The organism is Morganella psychrotolerans (assembly GCF_001676055.1).
Lineage (GTDB): Bacteria > Pseudomonadota > Gammaproteobacteria > Enterobacterales > Enterobacteriaceae > Morganella > Morganella psychrotolerans_B.
Genome location: NZ_LZEX01000007.1, coordinates 53,126 through 72,329, shown reverse-complemented (window position 1 = coordinate 72,329; position 19,204 = coordinate 53,126). Strand labels below are relative to the sequence as shown.

Here is a 19,204-nt window from a genome sequence, read left to right as displayed (position 1 = left end):
ATCATATCGCGTCGATTTTTAGTGATAAATCCCTCTTCCCTGAATTCGCAGAACCGGCAGAAAAAACCGATCCGCTGAAAAATCACAGCTGGTTATTTGAAGACACGGACAGTGATGACACTGATCTGCCGCCATTAGGGGCATTCTCAGAACCGGCGGTAAAACAAGATGAAATGACAGAACAACCGCAGGCCGCACTGAAAGAAACCGTTGCAGAACCGGTTGAAGACACAGTAACGGGATCCGCCGACAAACCGGCGCAACCGGTAACGGCTGTGCTCAGTGATATATTCAGTTTTTCCGGCACACCGGTCGTGCCGCAAAGCGAGCCGGTAAACTTTCCGGTAATAGCAGAAGCTGCACAACGTGAGCGTCCTGCCGATGCAATGACAATGCCGGTTGAAGACCATACAGAAGAAACCGCAGAAGAGACCGCCGAAGATAGCGCAGCAAAAGTTGCCGATCATATCGCGTCGATTTTTAGTGATAAATCCCTCTTCCCTGAATTCGCAGAACCCGCAGAAAAAACCGATCCGCTGAAAAACCACAGCTGGTTATTTGAAGACACGGACAGTGATGACACTGATCTGCCGCCATTGGGCGTATTCTCAGAACCAGCGGTAAAACAAGATGACATTACAGAACAACCGCAGGCCGCACTGAATGAAACCGTTGCAGAACCGGTTGAAGACACAGTAACGGGATCCGCCGATAAACCAGCGCAACCGGTAACGGCTGTGCTCAGTGATATCTTCAGTTTTTCCGGCACACCAGTCGTGCCGCAGAGCGAACCTGTGAATTCCACTGTAATAGCGGAAGCGGTACAACGTGAGCGTCCTGCCGATGTAATGACAATGCCGGTTGAAGACCATACAGAAGAGACCGCAGAAGAGACCGCCGAAGATAGCGCAGCAAAAGTTGCCGATCACATCGCGTCGATTTTTAGTGATAAATCCCTCTTCCCTGAATTCGCAGAACCGGCAGAAAAAACCGATCCGCTGAAAAATCACAGCTGGTTATTTGAAGACACGGACAGTGATGACACTGATCTGCCGCCATTGGGGGCATTCTCAGAACCGGCGGTAAAACAAGATGAAATGACTGAACAACCGCAGGCCGCACTGAATGAAACCGTTGCAGAACCGGTTGAAGACACAGTAACGGGATCCGCCGACAAACCAGCGCAACCGGTAACGGCTGTGCTCAGTGATATCTTCAGTTTTTCCGGCTCGCCGGTCGTGCCGCAAAACGAACCTGTGAATTCCACTGTAATAGCGGAAGCGGTACAAAGTGAATCCCCGTCAGAGCAGGAAATAACGCCGTACAATGCCTCTGTCGGGGCTGTCACACTACCGGCGGAAGACAATACAGAAAATCACGTCGCTGACCATATGACCTCGGTATTCTCTGATAAATCCCTCTTCCCTGAGTTATCAGAACCGACAGAAAAACCCGGTCAGCTGAAAAATCATAGCTGGCTATTTGACGACCTTGATACTGATGACTCAGATACCCCCGCTATCGGCGATCTCCCTGCAGGCGGATCACAAACGACACAGGATACATTGCGCAGCGGTGCATGGTTATTTGATGACGCCGATACCGGCGCAGATTCACAGAACAAACCATCATCAGATTTCCCCGCAACGCCGGTACAACCAGAGCCGACCGCAACCATACTGTTCAATAGCCTGCCACCGGCAACCAAACAACAGGACAATAACCTGCCAACAGAGAACTGGTTGTTTGCAGATGATACAGACGCCGCCGATCCTAAACCCTGGGGGCTGGCTGCATTACTCGCAGCAGGAAAAACATCCGGTAAAAACACAAATAACCCCGCAACAACACCTACCGGCCCTGTCTTTAAAGATGTAACAAAGGACAGAAAACCGGCTACTGAACCAGAAAAGGAAAAGGAACCGGGTCCGGAACATATCAGTCTCCCGCCTGCGGATCCTGCTGATATCATGACGGCCCATAGTGACACACAGGCCGATCCCCTGATGCCACCGGCACCAGCCCGCCCGACAATCAGGGTAGAAGTCGCACGTGCCCGTCAGAATGAACCATTTAACTCTCCGGTCACAGCAACGCTGCATGACGGCAGACACGTCAGTGTCCTTGGTATTTATTTTCAAAGCAGCATCGGACTGAATTTTAATGAAAAAACCAGTACACTGTATGGAAAACCTACCGAAAGTGGTGAGTTTTCATTACGGGTTGTCTGGGAACTGACACCAAAGCGTCGTTTCTCCACCGATGTAACCTTTATTGTCAGCCCGGATCCTCACAGCCCTCCGCCTCTTCCGGAAATTTATGCCTCACCGGCTGAATAAATAACAAAAACGTCCTTGTCGTTGTCAATAACAAGGACGTTTTGTTTTTACCGGCTGTATTAACACATATACCCAACGTCATTCAAGATGCAGGAAGGCGGCAAGGGAAAACAGACGGGGAGCATACATTAGTATGTGACCCGGCTGGTTGAGTGTAGCCAACGAACCTGCAGTTTGAATGAATAAGGGTATATAACCTGATGAGAATGAGCTGCCTGCATGGCAGTAAATAACCTCTCTATCATAATTATTTCTAAGCTGCCTGAGTGGCAGTAAACATCATCAGAAATGCGGCACAGTCGCAACAGCAGAAAGCACAGCACGCTTATGGCTCAGTCCGTAGCAGGTAAATTCCCCCTGTTGCGGCGAACTGAAAAACAACCGGCGGATAAATAACGGAAACGGACAATGTGATTTCTGTCCTGAGTTTGATTCTGTCCGGATAAACGGCAGCGACGCACGGGCACAGGGCATGGATTTTTCCAGTTCGGCCAGGCATGTTGCCAATGATTGCCCGGTGTGTACTGCCCGTCGTTCCGCTTTGGACCGCATATCCTTGTAAATACGTAACCGCCCTTTTACATGCTCACGGATATAACTGACCGGTATATTCTGCTCCGGTACAGGTAATACAGGGCTGATTGCAATATAACCCGATATCCCTGTTAATCGTCCTGCAATATTCAGTTTTATCAATTCATCATATTTTATTGCCAGCAACCTCAACCGGAACCCCGGCGAGGGCTCCAGGCTGCTGTAATCAGGAAATGCCACAGCAATGGCACTGCTGTTTTCCGCTATTTTATTATCCGCCAGCGCAATATGTATCCGCTGCCAGACTTTTTGCCGGATAAATACCGGAGAGACGGTCGCCTCAGGTAATATAGTGATAGTCTGATAATAATTCATATGCTGTTTTATTTATCCCCCTCACCAAATACCCCACCGCGGATCAATACCGCAACGACATAATGCTCCTCATTTTCCTGTAATAATTCCCCGTACACCCACTTATAAAAAAGAGTATAGAAATCCTGTCCGGAACCGGGCGGACGAAAAACCATCCCCAGGTGAGTCACCGCGCCAAACGGCTCGACGGCAATTGCGCCGGCACTGTTCAGCGGATCAGAATACGCGGGATACCAGGTATCGACAGAACGCAGTGCATTGCCAATTTTTGTGAATGCATCGCCGCTGTTCCGTCAATATGATAAAGCACCTTACTTTTCGTTCCTTTTCCTTTATTCAGTATCAGCTCACCACTCGGATACACCGTCTGTCCTTTTCCCGACTGAACACGGGCTGAAATTTCAAGCAACAATGCGCCTTTATCACCGCTGAGCGCTTGTGCTATTTTTTCACCCAGCGTACTGATATCAGCATCCCGCTGGTTAAAATCACGGATACTGTATGTGTAAGCATCAAAAAGCCACTGCTGCTCCCGCCCTTTATTGAGGACACTAACCGTCACTTCAATATGTTCAGCGCCCACCCGGTTACGCCACAGAAAACGGGCATTCGCAATATTGAGTGCATAGCGGCGCCCCTGCTCCCTGCACTTTTCCCTCGCCAGATAGCCCGCTGCCACTTTTTCATAGCGCTGCCTGAAAACAGCATTGTTACACGCCGAGGGATACTGAAGCCCGCCGATCACTTTCAGGGTAAACCGAAATAGCAGAGTATCCTGCTCCGGCCCCAGCGCACAGGTGTCCACGGTTTGTAAATTGGGTTTCCCCATATATTTATCAGCCCCCGGTAACCGGCTTTCTGAGTTTTTTTTCTGCCGGAACGACAAGGTTCCCCGAACTGATTTTTCCTGTAATTTCAGCGGAGTAACTGAATCTGCCCTTTGCTGGCTTGTGCCATAAAAAATACCATCAGACGGCACCAGCTTTTTTTCAAATGATAAAACGGAGACAACATCCCTGTGTTCATTCATCGCTGTTCTCCCTGACCAGAAAAACAAGAACTGACCTGTTGACACAGATAAAGATTCTTTTCTTTTTGATAAGAATATTCCCACCACATATCAGCAGGATGGCGTAATTTATCAACCCTCCTGAACTCACCCAGTGTCACAACACTCTCGGCAAAGCGATGAGGGGCGTCCTCTGCCCGCTGATTTTCCGCATTTCCCGGTGGAGAAATACCATGAAAACCAGTTACAACAGGGATTATCCACCCCGGCGCTTTACGCCGGCTGTGCCACTGATACTTTTTTTTTCCTTTGCCATTTTTCTCTCCGATATACTCACGGGTGACCGCGATATAATTGAGCAATGCATCCATTGCATCGTCCCCGCGATTCATCGCATCCGACATCAGGTCACGGCGCTCAAGTAACGCGTAACCGGGCATCATTTTGCGCAGCAGGCGATTATTGTCCCGGCCATTGTCCGGTAATATACCGATAACCGGAACTGATGCAGACAAAATATCACCGCCGGCTATTTTCATGGTCAGTAATAAATCATAAACAATGTTCTGTAACTGAACCTTATCTATATTTTTATTATCATAAGAAATAAATAAGGACACATTCAGGTTGCACCGGGCTTCTTCAATAAATGAAGCCATTCTGCCATTTCTATTTAATGGTTTTCCTTTTCCGATAATACAATAGGTTATATCTTCGGGAGATTTATAAATCTGTAAATTACAACTGTGGCAGATAACACCCGTGTAACTCAACCGGATAAAAGGAAACCCGATATCGGACAGTTTTCTCTCCAGTGCATGTACAAATCCCATCCAGGCGGTTACTGCCGGAAAACCAACAGTGAATGGCCCGGATAACGCATTTGCATTATGAACACGAATATGACGTAATAAAATATAATCAGCAGGCACTATTTTGTATCTCCTGACATTTAAATCCGGGAGGAACGGATAATAACAGACAGGCTTTACCTGCATTGTCATTATTAAGTACGGAAATATTCTGAGGCTTACTTCCACCAAACCGGATAACAGTGATGCTATAAATAGTCCGGAATGATTCAGTATTTCGTTCGTTATTTTGATGTTTGTTCTTTTCTGTCTTATTTCCCGCTGACCACAGGATAAATTCGATACGTCTGCGCAACTCAAATAACAGACCAGAGGGAGTCAAAACAGAAAGTAAATGGTAATTATCTCCGGCTGTATTATCAAAAACAGGAAAATAAACCTGTTTTATTTTTGAACTGGTAATTGCTTGTTTTCTTTCGGTAATCACCCGCAAAAAATCGTTGCGCAATACATGGTAATCTCCGTGACTGAGAAGTGATTTTGCCAACGGACTTTCTTCATCGATATGAGTCAACAATGTGCGGTTATCCTGCATTTTCAGCATCAAAAACCTGTATATATCCAGCGCAGCGGCATTACCCAACGCATCAGGCTCTGTCTGTATATTACCGGAACGAAGAAAACCGTCATTCTCTTGTTTTGCCTGCGCAATAACAGCGGTAACCTTGTTATTACCGGCAATACCCATGCTGTTTTGGCGCGCCGAAGGATGTGTAAATGTGCACGGATGAGTTGAAAGAGATATCTGACCGGCACGTACTGCCGCACGCGGTAACCACTGAGCCAAAGAAAAAAGGACTTCTCCGTATTGCCTTAATGCATCAATATCTGCTTGATTTGTTACCCCCCTGAGTTTTCTTTCCAGCCACCCTGTTTTACGTTCTGTAAGAAATGCCGTAATTGCCGGATCTGTCATAATACATCCTTTATTATTACACTCAGTCATTCCGTTGTATGAGTCAGTTTTTAATACAAACCATGTAATACGCAGATGCTATTTAATTGTCTATAAACCGGAGAGATTTCACGCTGCTATAATGTTTTTTTTGCGATCTGAATAGCACTTTGATACCACATAAATGGTAAAGAGGCAGGAGATTGTAAATAAAAAATCGCTGCATAGTGATATATCATTATGCAGCGACATTATTGATTATATTATTTCTTAGCAGGCTTATTTTTATCCAGCCAATCCTGCATTTGTTTTATTTCCGGCCCCTGAGAATCTATAATCTGCTGAGCCAACTTTCTCATTTGTGCATCAGAACCGTATTTTAATTCTATTTTTGCCATCTCAACGGCACCTTTATGATGTGCAATCATTCCTTCAGTAAACGCAATATCCGCATTTTGTTCAGAAAGTGTTTTTGCCATGTCGTCATGCATACGCATCATTGAGTCACCCAATTCTTTTTGTACCGGCGTGCTGACTGCATGCATATCGCCACTCAATACGATTGGGTTTGATGCTACCGCACCAAATGTAATAAAACCGGAGAGAAGTGCAGTAATAAGAAGTGTCTTTTTCATCATTAATTCCTTTGTATTTAATATCTGGTTGATGGAATTAACTATAAACGTTGACCTAAGGTAAGGGTCAATATGACAGGAGCTAACTTTACCTTATTTACACTAAATCAAATTATCTCCACAATGTCTGAACAATGTCTGAATAACGATAAATAATGATTTTTTATTTCAGGAAATATCCATCAGGTGATAAGATTAATGCCGGAACTAAAAATATAATAAAAATAATCGCATAGCCAATAACGGCTCCAAGCCGGCTCTTCATTCCTACCAAAGAAGGCTTTATCACTCCGACAACTGAAGCAATCAATGCTAATACGGCAATCACCATTAAACCATCTTCCATACATTCCTCCGTTTATTTTTATTACAGGTATTTCTGCGTATAACATATAACCCTGTCAGCCGCTCAAAGTAAAGTTCTAAAAAATCATAACATTCTGGTTAAATTGCAAGAAGATGATGAGTAAATCAACATGATTGTATCTGTGAAACAAAACAGGGCTGAACACCTATAAAAACTATCCGGTGTTCAGCTAAAAAATCAATTATTCTTCAGTTTCACCGGCAGGCACGTTTTTTTGTCACTCTTTTTGATTTCTCTTCTGTCTGCTCTGTTTGCATAGCCTGCGCCAGCTGTTGTTCAAAATGATTTTTTTCATCCAGCCATCTTAATACATATTTGGTGCTATGCTGTGTAATAAAGCCGCAGTTATCACACGTTAACCGGTAATAATAATTATTTTTACTGTCTACGGGGATCCCCGGAGTGTGATAAAAAAAGGTAACAAATGTGTGTGGTTCTCTGTTATCGAGGCGATCCTGCGCTGTGGTATAATTGGTTTCATCAATAACCTGTCTTCCATTATGCCCGCACATCTGACACGTTGTTTTAATCTTTTTCTCATTCAGATAACGTAAAAACTGTTGTCCCGAAATAGTTTTTAACCGCTCCACAAATTCATGAATCTGAACATTCTGTGACGATACATTATCCATAAAATACCTCTGACCTTATATTTCCATATATTTAAATTAAATTCCGACCAGTAATCATACACTAATACGTTGTATTATTCTTTTCTTAAATAGCGCGCATAACATTTTCATTCTATTAGTTATATCTTTTAGTATCGATAGTTAACAGTAGATAACTCTGGTTTATTTACTATGTCGCCCTGACTCCGATACAATAAGATCAGGTAATTATATCTTTATGAACACGTTACACCTGCACTGTTTATGTACAATATCGACAATAATTTGTTTACTGTCAGTCGTAGTCGCCGCCTGCCTGCTTCATCCTTACCAGATAATATTTTAGCTTAAACAGCAATAATATTTTCAATATTTTATAGCGCAATGAAAAACAAACGACAAACCATAAAGATATATATTTCGTTGATTTACAACCACTATGTCCGATAACATAATAACACGGAGAACTGAAGAACCGTGACCTATTAAGAATGCGCCTATCCGGTAAGGTATACGTGTTTGTACTCTCGTCAGAAAGAAAAAATCCGCTAATATATCCACTATTACACCGGAGAAAGTCATTTAATGAATACCGAAAAAGAAAAATCAACAGAACTGCATAATGAAATGCTTAAGCTAATTTCTGCTTTATCAGATGCTAAAACACTTGATGATGTAAAAGTGGTATACACCCATTTACTGCGTAACGGGATTGCATGCAGAGATAATGCACTGTTACTTGTTCAGACACTTAATTCATTTGAAGAAAAAGCAATCACCTTTGAGTTAAAAGTACGCTATCACAATGAATTTAATACCAATGAAGCGCATTACGAACCTCTTATACTGAGATCCGGTACTTTAGTTTATGTCAGTAAAGAAAAATCGGATGAAACGACAAATGAGCACTATTTCTGCCCTTGCTGTTATTCAAAACGACAAATTGCCCCCTTATCTCACATGCTTGCGACTAAATACTCACCGGAGCGATTTATTTGCGGAAATTGCGGGAATACATTGATTATTTAGCATGAAACTACCTGGGGCCTCCTTCCGCACAGAGAGAGTATCAATAAACACCATCATTATCTGTCCACATTTATTGCCGTTATTCTAAATAATAACGGACGTGGCACATTGATGTAAAAGGTAAAAAAGCCCGATTTAACGGGCTTGTATTTACCGGACAACAAGTACTGAAATATTTGCGTAATGAATCAGGGCAGATGCTGTTGAACCAAGGAGACGACTTTTCAGTGTCGGATTTTTTGACCCGATAATGATAAGGTCAGCTTTGATTTTTTCTGCATTTTCAATAATTGCTTCTGCAGGGCTGCCGAGCAGCACACCGGTGGAAATTTGATTTTTCGGCACATCAAACTTATCAGTAATTGTTTCAAGTTTCTCTAATAAAAGTTTAATGCGCTGGTCTTCAGATTTTGCATTATCTGTCATAACAGGGAATGTCAGCCCATAATCAAAAAGCTGCTCTGACGGTAAAATCACAGTAACAAAATGGAATTGAACATTTTTGTCCCTGGCATAATCATTTACTTCAGAAATTACATTTGGTGATAATGCACCTGTATTCAGGTCAATCGGGATAAGTATCGTCTTGTGCATAACCGCTCCTTTATATCAGATTGATTAATTTACCTGCCTAAAACTGAAACTTAACTTCATTAAATCTTAAAATAAGATATAAACAAGGTTTTTTATCCAAAAAATAGATAACGAACCACATATTTTATTTGAGATGCTCTGCTCAATGCCTGTCGGCCCCGGAAAAATTGATTAACGTGCTGCACACGGCACATCACGCCGTGAACCGGACACAGACCCCGTCAGTAACCGTTTCTTTAAATTGCGGGCAATTACAATAGTTAGTCACGCTATTTCAATAATCACCAATAAATTGATTAAACTTACAAGTTTATTTCACTCTTGCATGTGGTCGTTTTTTCATCTATCTTATTGGTATACGGAGGGATGACGATGTTTGAGATTGAGATCCACGAGGATGCACTACAGGAATTACAGGTGTTACCTGCCCCGTTGCGGGCTAAAATGACCCGACAGATTGATAAGCTCGCTGCACACGGCACATCACTCCGGGAACCGGATACAAAGCCCATCAGGGACGGTTTCTTTGAATTGCGGGCGAAAGCCGGTGATATTGGGCGTGCGATCTATGTGTATCAAAAGGGAAAGCGGATTTTTGTCCTGAAAATCTTTGCCAAAAGTACCGCGAGACTCCCTTCATCCATGTTAACTGCCGCTGCACGACGGTTAGAGGAGATGCTGAACGATGAGTAAAAAATCCATTCCGTGGGCACAGGCCCGCGAAGACATTTTATCCGACCCGGAAGTTAACGCGATTTATGAAGCAGAGCTGCGGGCGGAACGAATCAGAGAACAGTTGCTGTCATGGCGCTGTTCTGCCGGGCTGACCAGCTCACAGGTTGCTGCACGTCTGGGGATCACACCTGCGGCGGTATCACGGACAGAGCGTAATGCCGAAAAAGCAACGGTCGAGACATTAGCCCGCTATGCTGCTGCGTGTGGCGTAAAAAATCCGAAAATAATGTTGTAAGGATCGCTGAAATGAACGCGGGCAGACGGTGGTTGAAAGCACCGGATCTTACTGCGTCTAATGCACTTTATCTGTACCGGACATTGATTGACATCATTCTCAGGATCGCTGAGTCTGAGGGTATCCAAGTGTTGGCTTTCCGGGCATACAGTGAGGGGTTGCGCCGTATGTACAATAAACCTGTAAGACGGTATGCCGGGAGCCTGAAAGCACACATAGAAGGAGCTTGTCATGTTATACGAACGGAAAACTGAGATGAACGCTAAAATTGACTACGATGCTATCAAGGCACAGAAGAATGAAATGCTTCAGCGTTTCCTGCTGGCTAAGAAAAAAGCCGAGCAGTCCGGTCAGATTGTAGCTAAGCCCATCTGATTGATTTATTAAAGAAAGAGGCTCCTTCGTGAAATACCCCCATAAAGTTGGACTCTTTTAGTTAAGCGGCTTGTAAGGCCTGATTCCGATATTCAACCGGAGTCAGGCCTTTTAATTTATCCTGGATCCACCTGCGTGCTGTAATTAATCTTAGTGATTCCCTGCCCCTTAACTCAGGTATCAGCAGTATCTATGTTTTACACCAATCAAGAGGTTCGGGATATACACGGGATGGATTTAACAGCCGGTGGCAAAAAGCAAAAGAGGCAGCAACGGAAAAGTTTCCGCACTTAAATTTCAACTTCACATTTCACGATTTGAAAGCAAAAGGGATCTCAGATCTGGATGGTTCGTTGTCAGAAAAACAGATGATTTCCGGTCATAAAAATATCACTCAGACAGCCAGATATGACAGAAAAATTAGTGTTGTTCCGGTGGTCGGAGGGCAAGAAACAGATAAAAACGAGCAGAATAATAGCGAAAGTTAATAGCGAAACAAAAGCGAAGTGTGATTTCAGGCACAAAAAAGCCACCGCTAGGGTGGCTCTCTTTTAACTCTAACCCGTTGATATTCAACTGAGTTTTATATGGTGCCCAGAGCGGGACTTGAACCCGCACAGCCTTACAGCCGAGGGATTTTAAATTCATTGCTTATGTTAGTGATTTCAAGACGTTATCTGTTATTTTCAACATATAATTAATAATAACACTCTATATAAAACAATCGGTTACAAGGGGTAAGGATATAATATAATGAAGATTATCAACGAAATATCACAAGTTACTTCTATTCCCCTAGCTGGTAAATCGTTGACACTCACACGCCATATAGATAACAGCATACCGGTGAACATGGTATGATACAGAAAAACATAGGGCTTAATAAGAGATATAAATCAACAATGGCAATTAGATATAGATCGGATATTGATGGATTAAGGGCTATAGCTGTTTTTCTTGTCTTTGCATACCACCTTAAAATCTCCATATTTAGCGGTGGATTTGTCGGTGTTGATGTATTCTTTGTCATTTCAGGGTATTTAATAACTGGAATTATATTAAAATCCATATCAGAAAACAAATTTAGCATAACATCTTTTTTTTAATCGAAGAATAAAGAGAATAATACCATCTGTTTTTATTGTTGCAACAACTACCGTAATCGTTGCGTATTTCTTTCTGCTACCTGATGATTTCAATAACTTAATTGAAAGTTATTTTTACACTGCAATTTATTCAGCAAACTTATTTTTCTATTCGATAACATCAAGTTATTTTTCAGCATCATCAGATGAATTACCATTGTTACATATGTGGTCATTATCAGTAGAGGAACAATATTATTTTATATGGCCATTGATACTATTTTTGTTAGCGAAGTTTATAAAAAACAAATCATTTGAAATAGTCGCGATCGCCGTGACAATTTTATCATTCTTACTTTCACATATTGTGTCCATAAATGATCAGTCATTTTCCTATTATATGCTACCAACAAGGTCTGGAGGAATCTTACTTGGATCAATGTTAGCAATATTGCAAGCAAATCATGAAAAAATACGATACTACAATTCAAAATATATAGTTTTAATCGGTTTAACCATAATTATAGCATCATCTACTTATATAAATGACACTGATATTTTCCCTGGTTTTTGGTCATTAATACCATCTATTGGGGCATGCTTAGTCTTATTAGGTGGTTCAGGATATAATAATAATTTTTTTTTCTAAGGCTCTGGGCGTGAAGCCTATTGCAAAATTAGGTTTACTATCATTTAGTATATACTTATGGCACTGGCCTATCATTGCCATAATAAATTATTTAAATATAGAGCTGACATCATGGGTTATTATTTTAATTCTATTAACAACAGTTATATTGTCCTACCTTAGTTTTAATTTATTAGAAAACCCCATAAGAAGATCAAGCTTTGATTTTAAAAGGTCATTTTTCATCTTTAACTTTACATTTATATTAACCGGGGTTTTTTTATATTTCGCATCTCAATTAACAAATGGATTTTTATATCGATTCACCGGTAATGAACTTAATGATGATATCGTTGCCAATAGGGTCAATGTAGCTTATGCAGACCTAGATACTGGTTGGTGCCATGCTAGCAGTATGAAAGAAAAAAATATAAAATATACAGAGCGATTATCAAATTGTTTTATCGGTGATAAGAAGTCTAAAAAAAATAGCTCTCTTTATTGGTGACTCTACAGCTGGCCACTATGGTCCATTTGTAGATAAATTAGCAAAAGATGCCGGCATTAAAGTCAGGCAATTAAGTACATCCTCATGTTATCCATCTATCACAATTAAAAAAGATGGAGAAAATCCTGATGTCTGTCTAAATTTCAGAAAAATAATAAAAGATACTGTGGAAAAAAATAAATATGATATTGTTATCCTATCAAACAGATGGGTGCGTGATTCCAAAGAGTCATCATATAAAACCAAGTATCCAGAAGAGATGATTTCATTTTTTTCAAATCACGCTAAATCTGTATTTATTATGGGGCAGCTCCCTGAGTTTAAATTAAACTCTGCAAAATGCATCATAAGAAAAACATGTTCTATATCATCTAAGTTTGAATTATCTGATGATGTAGATGAGGCAATGAATAAAATAAAAAAAAATTGCTCAATCTAAAAAAAAATGTAATGGTTATAGACCCATCTTATCTGTTAAAGGTTAACGATGAATACACTCCATTCGCAATGGGGTATCCAATGTATCATGACACCGGACATTTAAGCATCAAAGGAATGGAGTGGTTAGTAAACAAATACCTAAAAGAAAATAGAAATGATTTAAAATAGATATAACAAATCTCTATCAAATAGAAAGATTCTTGGGATTAACTGGCCAGATGATATCGGAGGCGGTCGATACATCTACCGCTTCCAGTTCATCCAGATAATCCAGCCAGGCGTTTAACAGCGCCTTTTCATCTTCTTTGATACGACCGAGAGCGAGTTTTGTTTGCAGTATCTGGGTTTCCGTCTGGACTTTGGCAATCAGATATTGCTTTTTCTGCTCTGCCATTTCAACAAGTTGCTCATGTGTTGGCGGAGGCTCAGGCATCCACACCGGATTGCCTTTTTCGTCAGCGCCAACAATAAAGCCAAATTTCTGCATGAATCCAGCTCTTTCATCATCACTGATATCTGTACCAGTTTCAGGCCAGTTACCTGCCTTTAAATATTCTTCTTTTAACTCATGTGAGTAAAAAACACACTTAACAGGATCGAAACGATACATATTAATACCCCATTGCCACGATATAGGCTTTAGATGCGCCAGTGTTTGAGCTGACATTTACAAGTGTGACACTTGAATTACTTACAGACTGCCACGCTATCGCACCATACCCGTTCGCAACTGACCGAAGAGATGTCGATAGCGACAGAAGTGAAGTAGGGAATTGGGTCGGAAAGTTGAAGGTCTGACCGGCCGTTCCTGTCGTTGTATCAACTAACATCCACTGCGTAATTAACCCCGTAGTCTTATCCTTAATCCACCCGCTGGGTGCAATTAATGCCGTGCTTTGATCGTCAGTGGTCAAATTCCTTTTACCATTGGTGAATGACGCACCATCAGATAATGAGAAAGTAACGCTACCCCTGCTACTTCTGAGCACCAGGGGGCTGGCAGGATCATTACTTGGCGTACCGAGATAGCCAATAACAGTGCCGTCGCTATCTTTCAATTCATATCGTACTGACGCTCCTTCGGTCTTAGCTGTAATAACAACAGCCGCGCCATCACGATTTACGGTAACGACACCGTCAACTGTTCCCCCTGTTTTATCAAGTTTTGTATTGCCGAGCTTTGTCACACCATCCTGACTCATCACATCTGTTTTCGACGTACCGGTCGTCTGCTTCAGCCCACTTTTAGCCGCCTCTCCCAAACCAAGGTTTTCAATAAACTTCGTCTTGTCCTGGATATCTGCGCCGTTCTGGTCTTTGGAGAGCTTACCGTCTGCGACATTCGACGGGGCTTTTTTACCCAGCGCCTCTGTTACTGCTTTTTGACTCATGACATCATCTGCAGAGTCGCCTGTTGTCTGAACTGTTTTCGGTACTGCCGGCATCTCACCTTTAAATGCCTCTTTCATGGCAGAGACCAGGCGGTTTTTTACCGCGGGCGCGTCACCGTCATCCAGTAAGTCTTTTTTGTCAGTATCGACAATGAACTGCGCCAATACAGAAGCCATCACCGACGCCTGACGCCAGACTTTATTCAGCTCTTTTGATTTAGCCACACCACTGGTGAACCCGTTGTGTCGGGCTGCCAGATTTTCATATTCCGGAGCAGCGAGCACATTTGCCCCTTCGGCTGTACCGAAAGGTAAAAATTCATTCTTAGCCATAAGACCTCTTACAATTCGACTGCGAACCCGCCGTTATCAAAACCGGCGATATAGTCATTGGAGATATCGAAACCAAAGATTGGTGATTTCGGTACAGAGTTGATGTAATACTGATTAACGCGAACACCCTCCGGCTTCACGCCGAGATAGCCCTGTTTAATAATTGATTTGGTCACTTCATCGACAACCGATCCGGTTATGAATACATCCATCGTCATATTCATGTTATCGATAAAAAATATCCGGGTGTCTTTACCCGGCAGCAGGGAGCGATAGATTTCCACCAGAGATTCGGATGTTCCGTCCCAGTGGTTGGCTTTTATCTTCACCCGAATGATCGTCCGGTACGTCTCATCATCCAGCTCGGTAAATCCGCTGTCAGCGTCAAATTCCCGCTTCCACATTCCCTCATCAAAGCCGATACTCTCTGCATCCGGTGAGAAATACACGCCGGTTATCGGTGTGCTGACGTACCGTGAAATCCCCACCCATTCCCCGACAACATCGAGCTGAACGCCAATTGCGTCATCAAGTGAAAAGTATTTATTCAGATCCAGAGAAAAGCGGGTTATTTCTGACAGTGATTTGGTGATGAGGTTAATGTGACTGACGAATTTATCTGCGGGCCGGTGCTGTGACGTGATAAGACTTAAATAGTCTCTCATGCTGTCACTATCTCCACATTGTCAGTGCCGCACGTTGCGAACTGGTGATATTTCAGCAAAATGTTATTTTCAGCAACATTACCTGCAGACAAACCAATTTCCAGCCGGGAGATATAAAATGTCCCGCCCTCCGGATCCGCCTGTAAGTTTGCCGGGGAAAATAATTTAGTCCTGTAGATATCGGTACCAATATCCAAATCATTGAGGTAACCCATGACTGCTTTACGGATTTTGTCCCCCACCAGCGTGGTGTATCCCTCAAATGCCTCAATGGTGATCCTGACAAAGACCGGCACACTTTCCGGACGACTGAAACGGACCGGCAATGTAACACCGAACGTATTGGTTACATTCACCTCCACATTACCGAACGTGCCGGTACCGGGTGTTTTTTTCAGGGCGATCACTTCTGCGATACTTTTTGCATCCCCACCGTCAACAATCAGGGCGATTGAGTGTGAGGGGATCCCGTGCACACCGGTTGCCGCTGTGTCGTTCTCAAATGCGGTCAGCCGGGCGACACCTGTAAGCTGACTGACAGAACCAATCACACCATCCAATACAGTACGGGACGGCAGAGCAACAGATTTACGGCGGCGTATACGCAAATTACCGTCTGCTTCCACACTGCGCCCTGCGGTAGCTGTTGCTGTATTCGTGACCGACTGCCACCCGCGTGTCGGGGTACCTATCTGATTTACCTCTCCCGGCAGCGCAATAATCGCCCCGGGCTTCTGACATACTGCAGTGACGGTGATATTTCCGTGCGTCCCGATCACAACCGAATCCGGCAACGACCAGGTATTACCGGCGGTATCACGAACCATCCCGTTTATGATGACGGTTCCGACCTGACCGGTGACCACGACATCCACGGCAGAATTTGACTGTGCGTTGCGGGTCAGTCCGTTAATTGCCACGTTATTAGATAATGCCTGCCCTGTGGATGTGGACGGGCTGAATGAGTTATAGGCCGTTATAGCCGCGTTGTTCGCATCCTGAATCGCCAACGCATAAATAGCCAGCATCTGCCCGTCTTTACTGTCCGGCTCAATGTAAACATCACTACCGTAAATTTGCAGGAACAATTCTTTCAGCCGGCTGAGTATCGTCGGGTAATCTGGCGCATTGATCCCCTGTTCGGTGATTACCGGCGCAAGCCCGACCGTGTCGATATTTAACATTATCCCTCACTTACAATGCGGGTTTCGCCGTACAGTGTGTTAATGGTGGCCGTGATAGTGACTTTCCGGACTGAGGTGTTTAAATCCAGCCCGAACGCGGTTATTCCGGTAACGCCCGGTGTGCTGCTGATCCGTTCTTTGACTGCCAGCGCATACCCCTGAGCAGGATTTTTACCCAGCCCTTTTTGTGCATGCGGAGTCCCTTCCCGATCATCAAGAAACCATTCTTCAAGCCAGAGCTGCAAGCGGCTTCTGACCGCCATAGCGACCGTCTCCGGTGTGTTTTCGCTAAACTGGTTCAGACCAAAGGTGTAATCGCCGTTATCCTCTTTCCGGTACTTCAATTGACACCTCCTGAATCATCATCCCCGCTACGGACGCCGGAATGAGTATGACCATCACTGATATCTTTTCCGTTCGAGAACAACCCGCCCACAAACTGCACCGTTCCTGTAATAACAGCGGCAACCCCTTTTTTCGCAGAGCCTGCCATACCGTTGAGGAAGGTCAGTAATCCGTTCACCACGACCTGGTCTGAGAACTCAGATTTAGGTGCTACTACCTCAAAACCACCCGGAGCAACAATTTTTATCTTCTGATCAGCGGGTGATAACTGAAAATAGGTACTGCCGTCATCACTGCGCAACTGTACTGCTGACGTGCTGATATTGCTGATTTTGGTCGCTTGTGACTGCGGGCCGACAAAGGCAAACCCGTCAGATAAATTATGCTTGCGCGGATCTACCGCCTCCTGCACACCGCCGGACTGCCACCAGTAATCAATGCAGCGGTCAGCAAAAACCACCAGGCATTCATCACCCTGAGCAATCGGGAATGTCAGGGTAGCGCCACCACCGCGCGGGAAAACAACCGGCACATCCACCAGCAAGGGCAGCGGTACTGTTTTTTCTGTGCCGTCCTCAGTAACCCGCCACTTAATAGCCGGTTGCACTTCTACCGTCACAGCGTCCGGATCAAAGGACTGAATAATGCACGGCAGCGCTACAAACAGACCGGACATAATGTTTTCTTTCAGCAATAAAAAAGGCGCCTCAGGGCGCCCTACACGTTCATCATTTGAAATCATGGTTCTACCGCCATTGCCTGCAACGCAGACTGATTTAACAGTGTTTCACCGGTACGTGCGATACAGATCAGTTGCTGGTACCAGGAGTTTCCCCGCGTATCACCGAAGTAACTCACATTGATAACCTTATAATCCCCGTCAATATCCAGCGGTGACGGTTGCTCAACAGAACCTTCATGGCTGCCGGTCATACCGATTTCTTTATTCGACAGCCCGGCTAGATTGATACCCGCGTTATCCAGATGGATTAGCGTACCCGGTTTGATATCGGGGTTAATCATGCACATCACATTGATCCCGCCCCCGATGGTTTGTTCCGGCGTACCGATAAGGCCGGAATCGTAATGCAGGATGATTTCATTGATATAATTATCTTTCGGAACCACCTCAATGCTGTTTCCCGAATAGCGCCAGTCCGCTTTATTCTGCTTTGCAAAGGAGGTCATTTCGTCCCGGTGCATGCCGAACAACACTTTGCCGCGCGGGGCAATGGTTTTATCCTGCTCTCCGCGCAGCCCGACAAAAATTCCGTACTTTCCGATGTCTTTCATCAGGGCTTTATCAACAATATCCTGCGTGTAACCTGAGGCTATTGTCTGAGACACTACCGCCTCGTTATACGCCTGATCACCTTCCGCTGACTGGATAACCACATAGGTATCTGTCGCATTCTCACGCCCCGAATAGGTGTACTGAATTTGCCCGGAAAAGATCTGGCTGCTGTTATCTTTATAGCCCGCCACGATCACAATCTGTTTAAATTCATATTGGCGAAGTTTGTTTTCTGTCTCTTTGTTCAGGTTGAACACTTTCACTATCGCGGTAGCCGGATACGCCGTATTCGGACGGGTAATATTAAATGTCACCCGCAGTTCTGACAGGTCGATCCCGTCACCCTGCTCATCCGCTACAATAATCTGACATTCACGGAGCCAGTTTTTCGACATGACGCCCCCTTGTTTATTGCTGCTGCGACTGCAGGTGATACAGTTTATTTGCCCGTCCGAAGTCGCGGTGAGATAATTCGCCGTCTGTTTCATCACAAACAAAAAACAATGGCCCGCTAAACCCCATATACCGGTACGGCTCCAGAATATCCACGCCACTGACAAGGGGGATTCCCGTCAGGATCATCTCACCTGTCCGGCTCATTATGTCAACAACCCACCCGCAAAATTCCCGGTATACCAGCCGCATACGGTAATATTTCCCGCTGAGCCGGATATCAAACTGCTGGTTTTTAGCGGATACAGGTATCTCAACAATATTCATCATTT

General features: G+C 43.9%; 24 protein-coding genes and 2 pseudogenes. 9 read left to right on the top strand and 17 right to left on the bottom strand.

What is annotated here, in order from left to right:
• On the top strand, nt 1-2,339 hold a 2,339-nt coding region (locus tag AYY17_RS21715; protein WP_162271105.1), incomplete at its 5' end, for a hypothetical protein.
• Between the two features lie 282 nt (nt 2,340-2,621).
• Here AYY17_RS21715 and cas6f read toward each other — a convergent pair.
• From cas6f to AYY17_RS07180, 7 genes and pseudogenes are all read right to left on the bottom strand, one after another.
• Nucleotides 2,622-3,248: a type I-F CRISPR-associated endoribonuclease Cas6/Csy4 gene (gene cas6f, locus AYY17_RS07210; RefSeq protein ID WP_067422549.1), complete on the bottom strand. Its 627-nt coding sequence runs from the start codon at nt 3,246-3,248 to the stop codon at nt 2,622-2,624.
• Between the two features lie 8 nt (nt 3,249-3,256).
• Nucleotides 3,257-4,278 (bottom strand): annotated as a pseudogene (csy3, locus tag AYY17_RS07205) (type I-F CRISPR-associated protein Csy3).
• On the bottom strand, nt 4,275-5,189 hold the full coding sequence (gene csy2, locus AYY17_RS07200) for a type I-F CRISPR-associated protein Csy2 (RefSeq protein ID WP_235845320.1): 915 nt from the start codon (nt 5,187-5,189) through the stop codon (nt 4,275-4,277). The pseudogene csy3 and the gene csy2 overlap by 4 nt, the downstream one beginning before the upstream one ends.
• Nucleotides 5,179-6,045 (bottom strand): type I-F CRISPR-associated protein Csy1, encoded by an 867-nt coding sequence (locus AYY17_RS07195; protein WP_067422547.1) that lies wholly within the window; start codon nt 6,043-6,045, stop codon nt 5,179-5,181. The genes csy2 and AYY17_RS07195 overlap by 11 nt, the downstream gene beginning before the upstream one ends.
• A 242-nt stretch (nt 6,046-6,287) precedes the next feature.
• Nucleotides 6,288-6,659 (bottom strand): CopM family metallochaperone, encoded by a 372-nt coding sequence (copM, locus tag AYY17_RS07190; protein ID WP_067422545.1) that lies wholly within the window; start codon nt 6,657-6,659, stop codon nt 6,288-6,290.
• A gap of 163 nt (nt 6,660-6,822) precedes the next feature.
• Nucleotides 6,823-7,005, bottom strand: a complete 183-nt coding sequence (locus AYY17_RS07185; RefSeq protein ID WP_067422543.1) for a hypothetical protein — start codon at nt 7,003-7,005, stop codon at nt 6,823-6,825.
• A 215-nt stretch (nt 7,006-7,220) separates the two neighbouring features.
• Nucleotides 7,221-7,658, bottom strand: coding sequence for a hypothetical protein (locus AYY17_RS07180; RefSeq protein WP_235845319.1), 438 nt, complete (start codon nt 7,656-7,658; stop codon nt 7,221-7,223).
• Nucleotides 7,659-8,222: 564 nt separating this feature from the next.
• Here AYY17_RS07180 and AYY17_RS07175 point away from each other — a divergent pair.
• Nucleotides 8,223-8,666 (top strand): hypothetical protein, encoded by a 444-nt coding sequence (locus tag AYY17_RS07175; protein WP_067422541.1) that lies wholly within the window; start codon nt 8,223-8,225, stop codon nt 8,664-8,666.
• 150 nt (nt 8,667-8,816) lie between these two features.
• On the opposite strand, the gene AYY17_RS07170 is transcribed toward AYY17_RS07175, so the two are convergent.
• On the bottom strand, nt 8,817-9,260 hold the full coding sequence (locus tag AYY17_RS07170) for a universal stress protein (protein ID WP_067422539.1): 444 nt from the start codon (nt 9,258-9,260) through the stop codon (nt 8,817-8,819).
• A 372-nt stretch (nt 9,261-9,632) separates the two neighbouring features.
• Here AYY17_RS07170 and AYY17_RS07165 point away from each other — a divergent pair, with 372 nt between their 5' ends.
• The 3 genes from AYY17_RS07165 to AYY17_RS21840 all read left to right on the top strand — a co-directional run bounded on the left by AYY17_RS07165 (nt 9,633) and on the right by AYY17_RS21840 (nt 10,605).
• Nucleotides 9,633-9,953, top strand: a complete 321-nt coding sequence (locus AYY17_RS07165) for a type II toxin-antitoxin system RelE/ParE family toxin (protein ID WP_067422537.1) — start codon at nt 9,633-9,635, stop codon at nt 9,951-9,953.
• Nucleotides 9,946-10,230 (top strand): helix-turn-helix domain-containing protein, encoded by a 285-nt coding sequence (locus AYY17_RS07160; protein ID WP_067402931.1) that lies wholly within the window; start codon nt 9,946-9,948, stop codon nt 10,228-10,230. The genes AYY17_RS07165 and AYY17_RS07160 overlap by 8 nt, the downstream gene beginning before the upstream one ends.
• Before the next feature lie 231 nt (nt 10,231-10,461).
• Nucleotides 10,462-10,605 carry a hypothetical protein gene (locus AYY17_RS21840; protein ID WP_202906389.1) on the top strand — a complete coding sequence of 48 codons (144 nt, stop codon included), beginning with the start codon at nt 10,462-10,464 and terminating at the stop codon, nt 10,603-10,605.
• Between the two features lie 61 nt (nt 10,606-10,666).
• Here the strand turns inward: AYY17_RS21840 and AYY17_RS22705 are convergent, their stop codons facing one another.
• On the bottom strand, nt 10,667-10,711 hold the full coding sequence (locus AYY17_RS22705; protein WP_412779015.1) for a hypothetical protein: 45 nt from the start codon (nt 10,709-10,711) through the stop codon (nt 10,667-10,669).
• A 25-nt stretch (nt 10,712-10,736) separates the two neighbouring features.
• Here AYY17_RS22705 and AYY17_RS22190 point away from each other — a divergent pair.
• From AYY17_RS22190 to AYY17_RS22175, 4 genes and pseudogenes are all read left to right on the top strand, one after another.
• Nucleotides 10,737-11,093 (top strand): annotated as a pseudogene (locus AYY17_RS22190) (site-specific integrase); the annotation flags it as partial.
• Between the two features lie 369 nt (nt 11,094-11,462).
• Nucleotides 11,463-11,711, top strand: coding sequence for an acyltransferase family protein (locus tag AYY17_RS22185; protein WP_235845318.1), 249 nt, complete (start codon nt 11,463-11,465; stop codon nt 11,709-11,711).
• A gap of 638 nt (nt 11,712-12,349) precedes the next feature.
• Nucleotides 12,350-12,826, top strand: a complete 477-nt coding sequence (locus tag AYY17_RS22180) for an acyltransferase family protein (protein ID WP_235845317.1) — start codon at nt 12,350-12,352, stop codon at nt 12,824-12,826.
• Complete coding sequence (locus AYY17_RS22175) at nt 12,786-13,265, top strand: SGNH hydrolase domain-containing protein (RefSeq protein WP_235845316.1); 480 nt, start codon at nt 12,786-12,788, stop codon at nt 13,263-13,265. Before AYY17_RS22180 ends, AYY17_RS22175 begins: the two co-directional genes overlap by 41 nt.
• A gap of 186 nt (nt 13,266-13,451) precedes the next feature.
• On the opposite strand, the gene AYY17_RS07140 is transcribed toward AYY17_RS22175, so the two are convergent.
• Genes AYY17_RS07140 through AYY17_RS07105 form a run of 8 tightly spaced genes read right to left on the bottom strand, consistent with a single transcriptional unit; the run spans nt 13,452 to nt 19,202 of the window.
• Nucleotides 13,452-13,877, bottom strand: a complete 426-nt coding sequence (locus AYY17_RS07140) for a tail fiber assembly protein (RefSeq protein ID WP_067422534.1) — start codon at nt 13,875-13,877, stop codon at nt 13,452-13,454.
• 1 nt (nt 13,878) lies between these two features.
• Nucleotides 13,879-14,991, bottom strand: a complete 1,113-nt coding sequence (locus AYY17_RS07135; RefSeq protein ID WP_067422532.1) for a gp53-like domain-containing protein — start codon at nt 14,989-14,991, stop codon at nt 13,879-13,881.
• Between the two features lie 8 nt (nt 14,992-14,999).
• Entirely contained in the window at nt 15,000-15,656 is a 657-nt protein-coding gene (locus AYY17_RS07130; protein ID WP_067422530.1) for a DUF2612 domain-containing protein, read from the bottom strand.
• Nucleotides 15,653-16,840: a baseplate J/gp47 family protein gene (locus AYY17_RS07125; protein WP_067422528.1), complete on the bottom strand. Its 1,188-nt coding sequence runs from the start codon at nt 16,838-16,840 to the stop codon at nt 15,653-15,655. Before AYY17_RS07125 ends, AYY17_RS07130 begins: the two co-directional genes overlap by 4 nt.
• Nucleotides 16,840-17,184, bottom strand: coding sequence for a hypothetical protein (locus AYY17_RS07120; protein ID WP_067422525.1), 345 nt, complete (start codon nt 17,182-17,184; stop codon nt 16,840-16,842). Before AYY17_RS07120 ends, AYY17_RS07125 begins: the two co-directional genes overlap by 1 nt.
• Nucleotides 17,181-17,927, bottom strand: coding sequence for a Gp138 family membrane-puncturing spike protein (locus AYY17_RS07115; protein ID WP_067422523.1), 747 nt, complete (start codon nt 17,925-17,927; stop codon nt 17,181-17,183). The genes AYY17_RS07120 and AYY17_RS07115 overlap by 4 nt, the downstream gene beginning before the upstream one ends.
• A complete protein-coding gene (locus tag AYY17_RS07110) occupies nt 17,924-18,874 on the bottom strand; it encodes a phage protein (RefSeq protein WP_067422522.1) in 951 nt (316 codons plus the stop codon). The genes AYY17_RS07115 and AYY17_RS07110 overlap by 4 nt, the downstream gene beginning before the upstream one ends.
• A 13-nt stretch (nt 18,875-18,887) precedes the next feature.
• Complete coding sequence (locus tag AYY17_RS07105; RefSeq protein WP_235845315.1) at nt 18,888-19,202, bottom strand: phage baseplate plug family protein; 315 nt, start codon at nt 19,200-19,202, stop codon at nt 18,888-18,890.
• Nucleotides 19,203-19,204 lie beyond the last annotated feature (2 nt).

What these genes read in the sequence shown, in the direction of transcription:
- cas6f (WP_067422549.1), bottom strand. Translation starts at nt 3,248, where the DNA reads ATGAATTATTATCAGACTATCACTATATTACCTGAGGCGACCGTCTCT.
- AYY17_RS07195 (WP_067422547.1), bottom strand. Translation starts at nt 6,045, where the DNA reads ATGACAGATCCGGCAATTACGGCATTTCTTACAGAACGTAAAACAGGG.
- copM (WP_067422545.1), bottom strand. Translation starts at nt 6,659, where the DNA reads ATGAAAAAGACACTTCTTATTACTGCACTTCTCTCCGGTTTTATTACA.
- AYY17_RS07185 (WP_067422543.1), bottom strand. Translation starts at nt 7,005, where the DNA reads ATGGAAGATGGTTTAATGGTGATTGCCGTATTAGCATTGATTGCTTCA.
- AYY17_RS07180 (WP_235845319.1), bottom strand. Translation starts at nt 7,658, where the DNA reads ATGGATAATGTATCGTCACAGAATGTTCAGATTCATGAATTTGTGGAG.
- AYY17_RS07175 (WP_067422541.1), top strand. Translation starts at nt 8,223, where the DNA reads ATGAATACCGAAAAAGAAAAATCAACAGAACTGCATAATGAAATGCTT.
- AYY17_RS07170 (WP_067422539.1), bottom strand. Translation starts at nt 9,260, where the DNA reads ATGCACAAGACGATACTTATCCCGATTGACCTGAATACAGGTGCATTA.
- AYY17_RS07165 (WP_067422537.1), top strand. Translation starts at nt 9,633, where the DNA reads ATGTTTGAGATTGAGATCCACGAGGATGCACTACAGGAATTACAGGTG.
- AYY17_RS07160 (WP_067402931.1), top strand. Translation starts at nt 9,946, where the DNA reads ATGAGTAAAAAATCCATTCCGTGGGCACAGGCCCGCGAAGACATTTTA.
- AYY17_RS21840 (WP_202906389.1), top strand. Translation starts at nt 10,462, where the DNA reads ATGTTATACGAACGGAAAACTGAGATGAACGCTAAAATTGACTACGAT.
- AYY17_RS22185 (WP_235845318.1), top strand. Translation starts at nt 11,463, where the DNA reads ATGATACAGAAAAACATAGGGCTTAATAAGAGATATAAATCAACAATG.
- AYY17_RS07140 (WP_067422534.1), bottom strand. Translation starts at nt 13,877, where the DNA reads ATGTATCGTTTCGATCCTGTTAAGTGTGTTTTTTACTCACATGAGTTA.
- AYY17_RS07135 (WP_067422532.1), bottom strand. Translation starts at nt 14,991, where the DNA reads ATGGCTAAGAATGAATTTTTACCTTTCGGTACAGCCGAAGGGGCAAAT.
- AYY17_RS07130 (WP_067422530.1), bottom strand. Translation starts at nt 15,656, where the DNA reads ATGAGAGACTATTTAAGTCTTATCACGTCACAGCACCGGCCCGCAGAT.
- AYY17_RS07125 (WP_067422528.1), bottom strand. Translation starts at nt 16,840, where the DNA reads ATGTTAAATATCGACACGGTCGGGCTTGCGCCGGTAATCACCGAACAG.
- AYY17_RS07115 (WP_067422523.1), bottom strand. Translation starts at nt 17,927, where the DNA reads ATGATTTCAAATGATGAACGTGTAGGGCGCCCTGAGGCGCCTTTTTTA.
- AYY17_RS07110 (WP_067422522.1), bottom strand. Translation starts at nt 18,874, where the DNA reads ATGTCGAAAAACTGGCTCCGTGAATGTCAGATTATTGTAGCGGATGAG.
- AYY17_RS07105 (WP_235845315.1), bottom strand. Translation starts at nt 19,202, where the DNA reads ATGATGAATATTGTTGAGATACCTGTATCCGCTAAAAACCAGCAGTTT.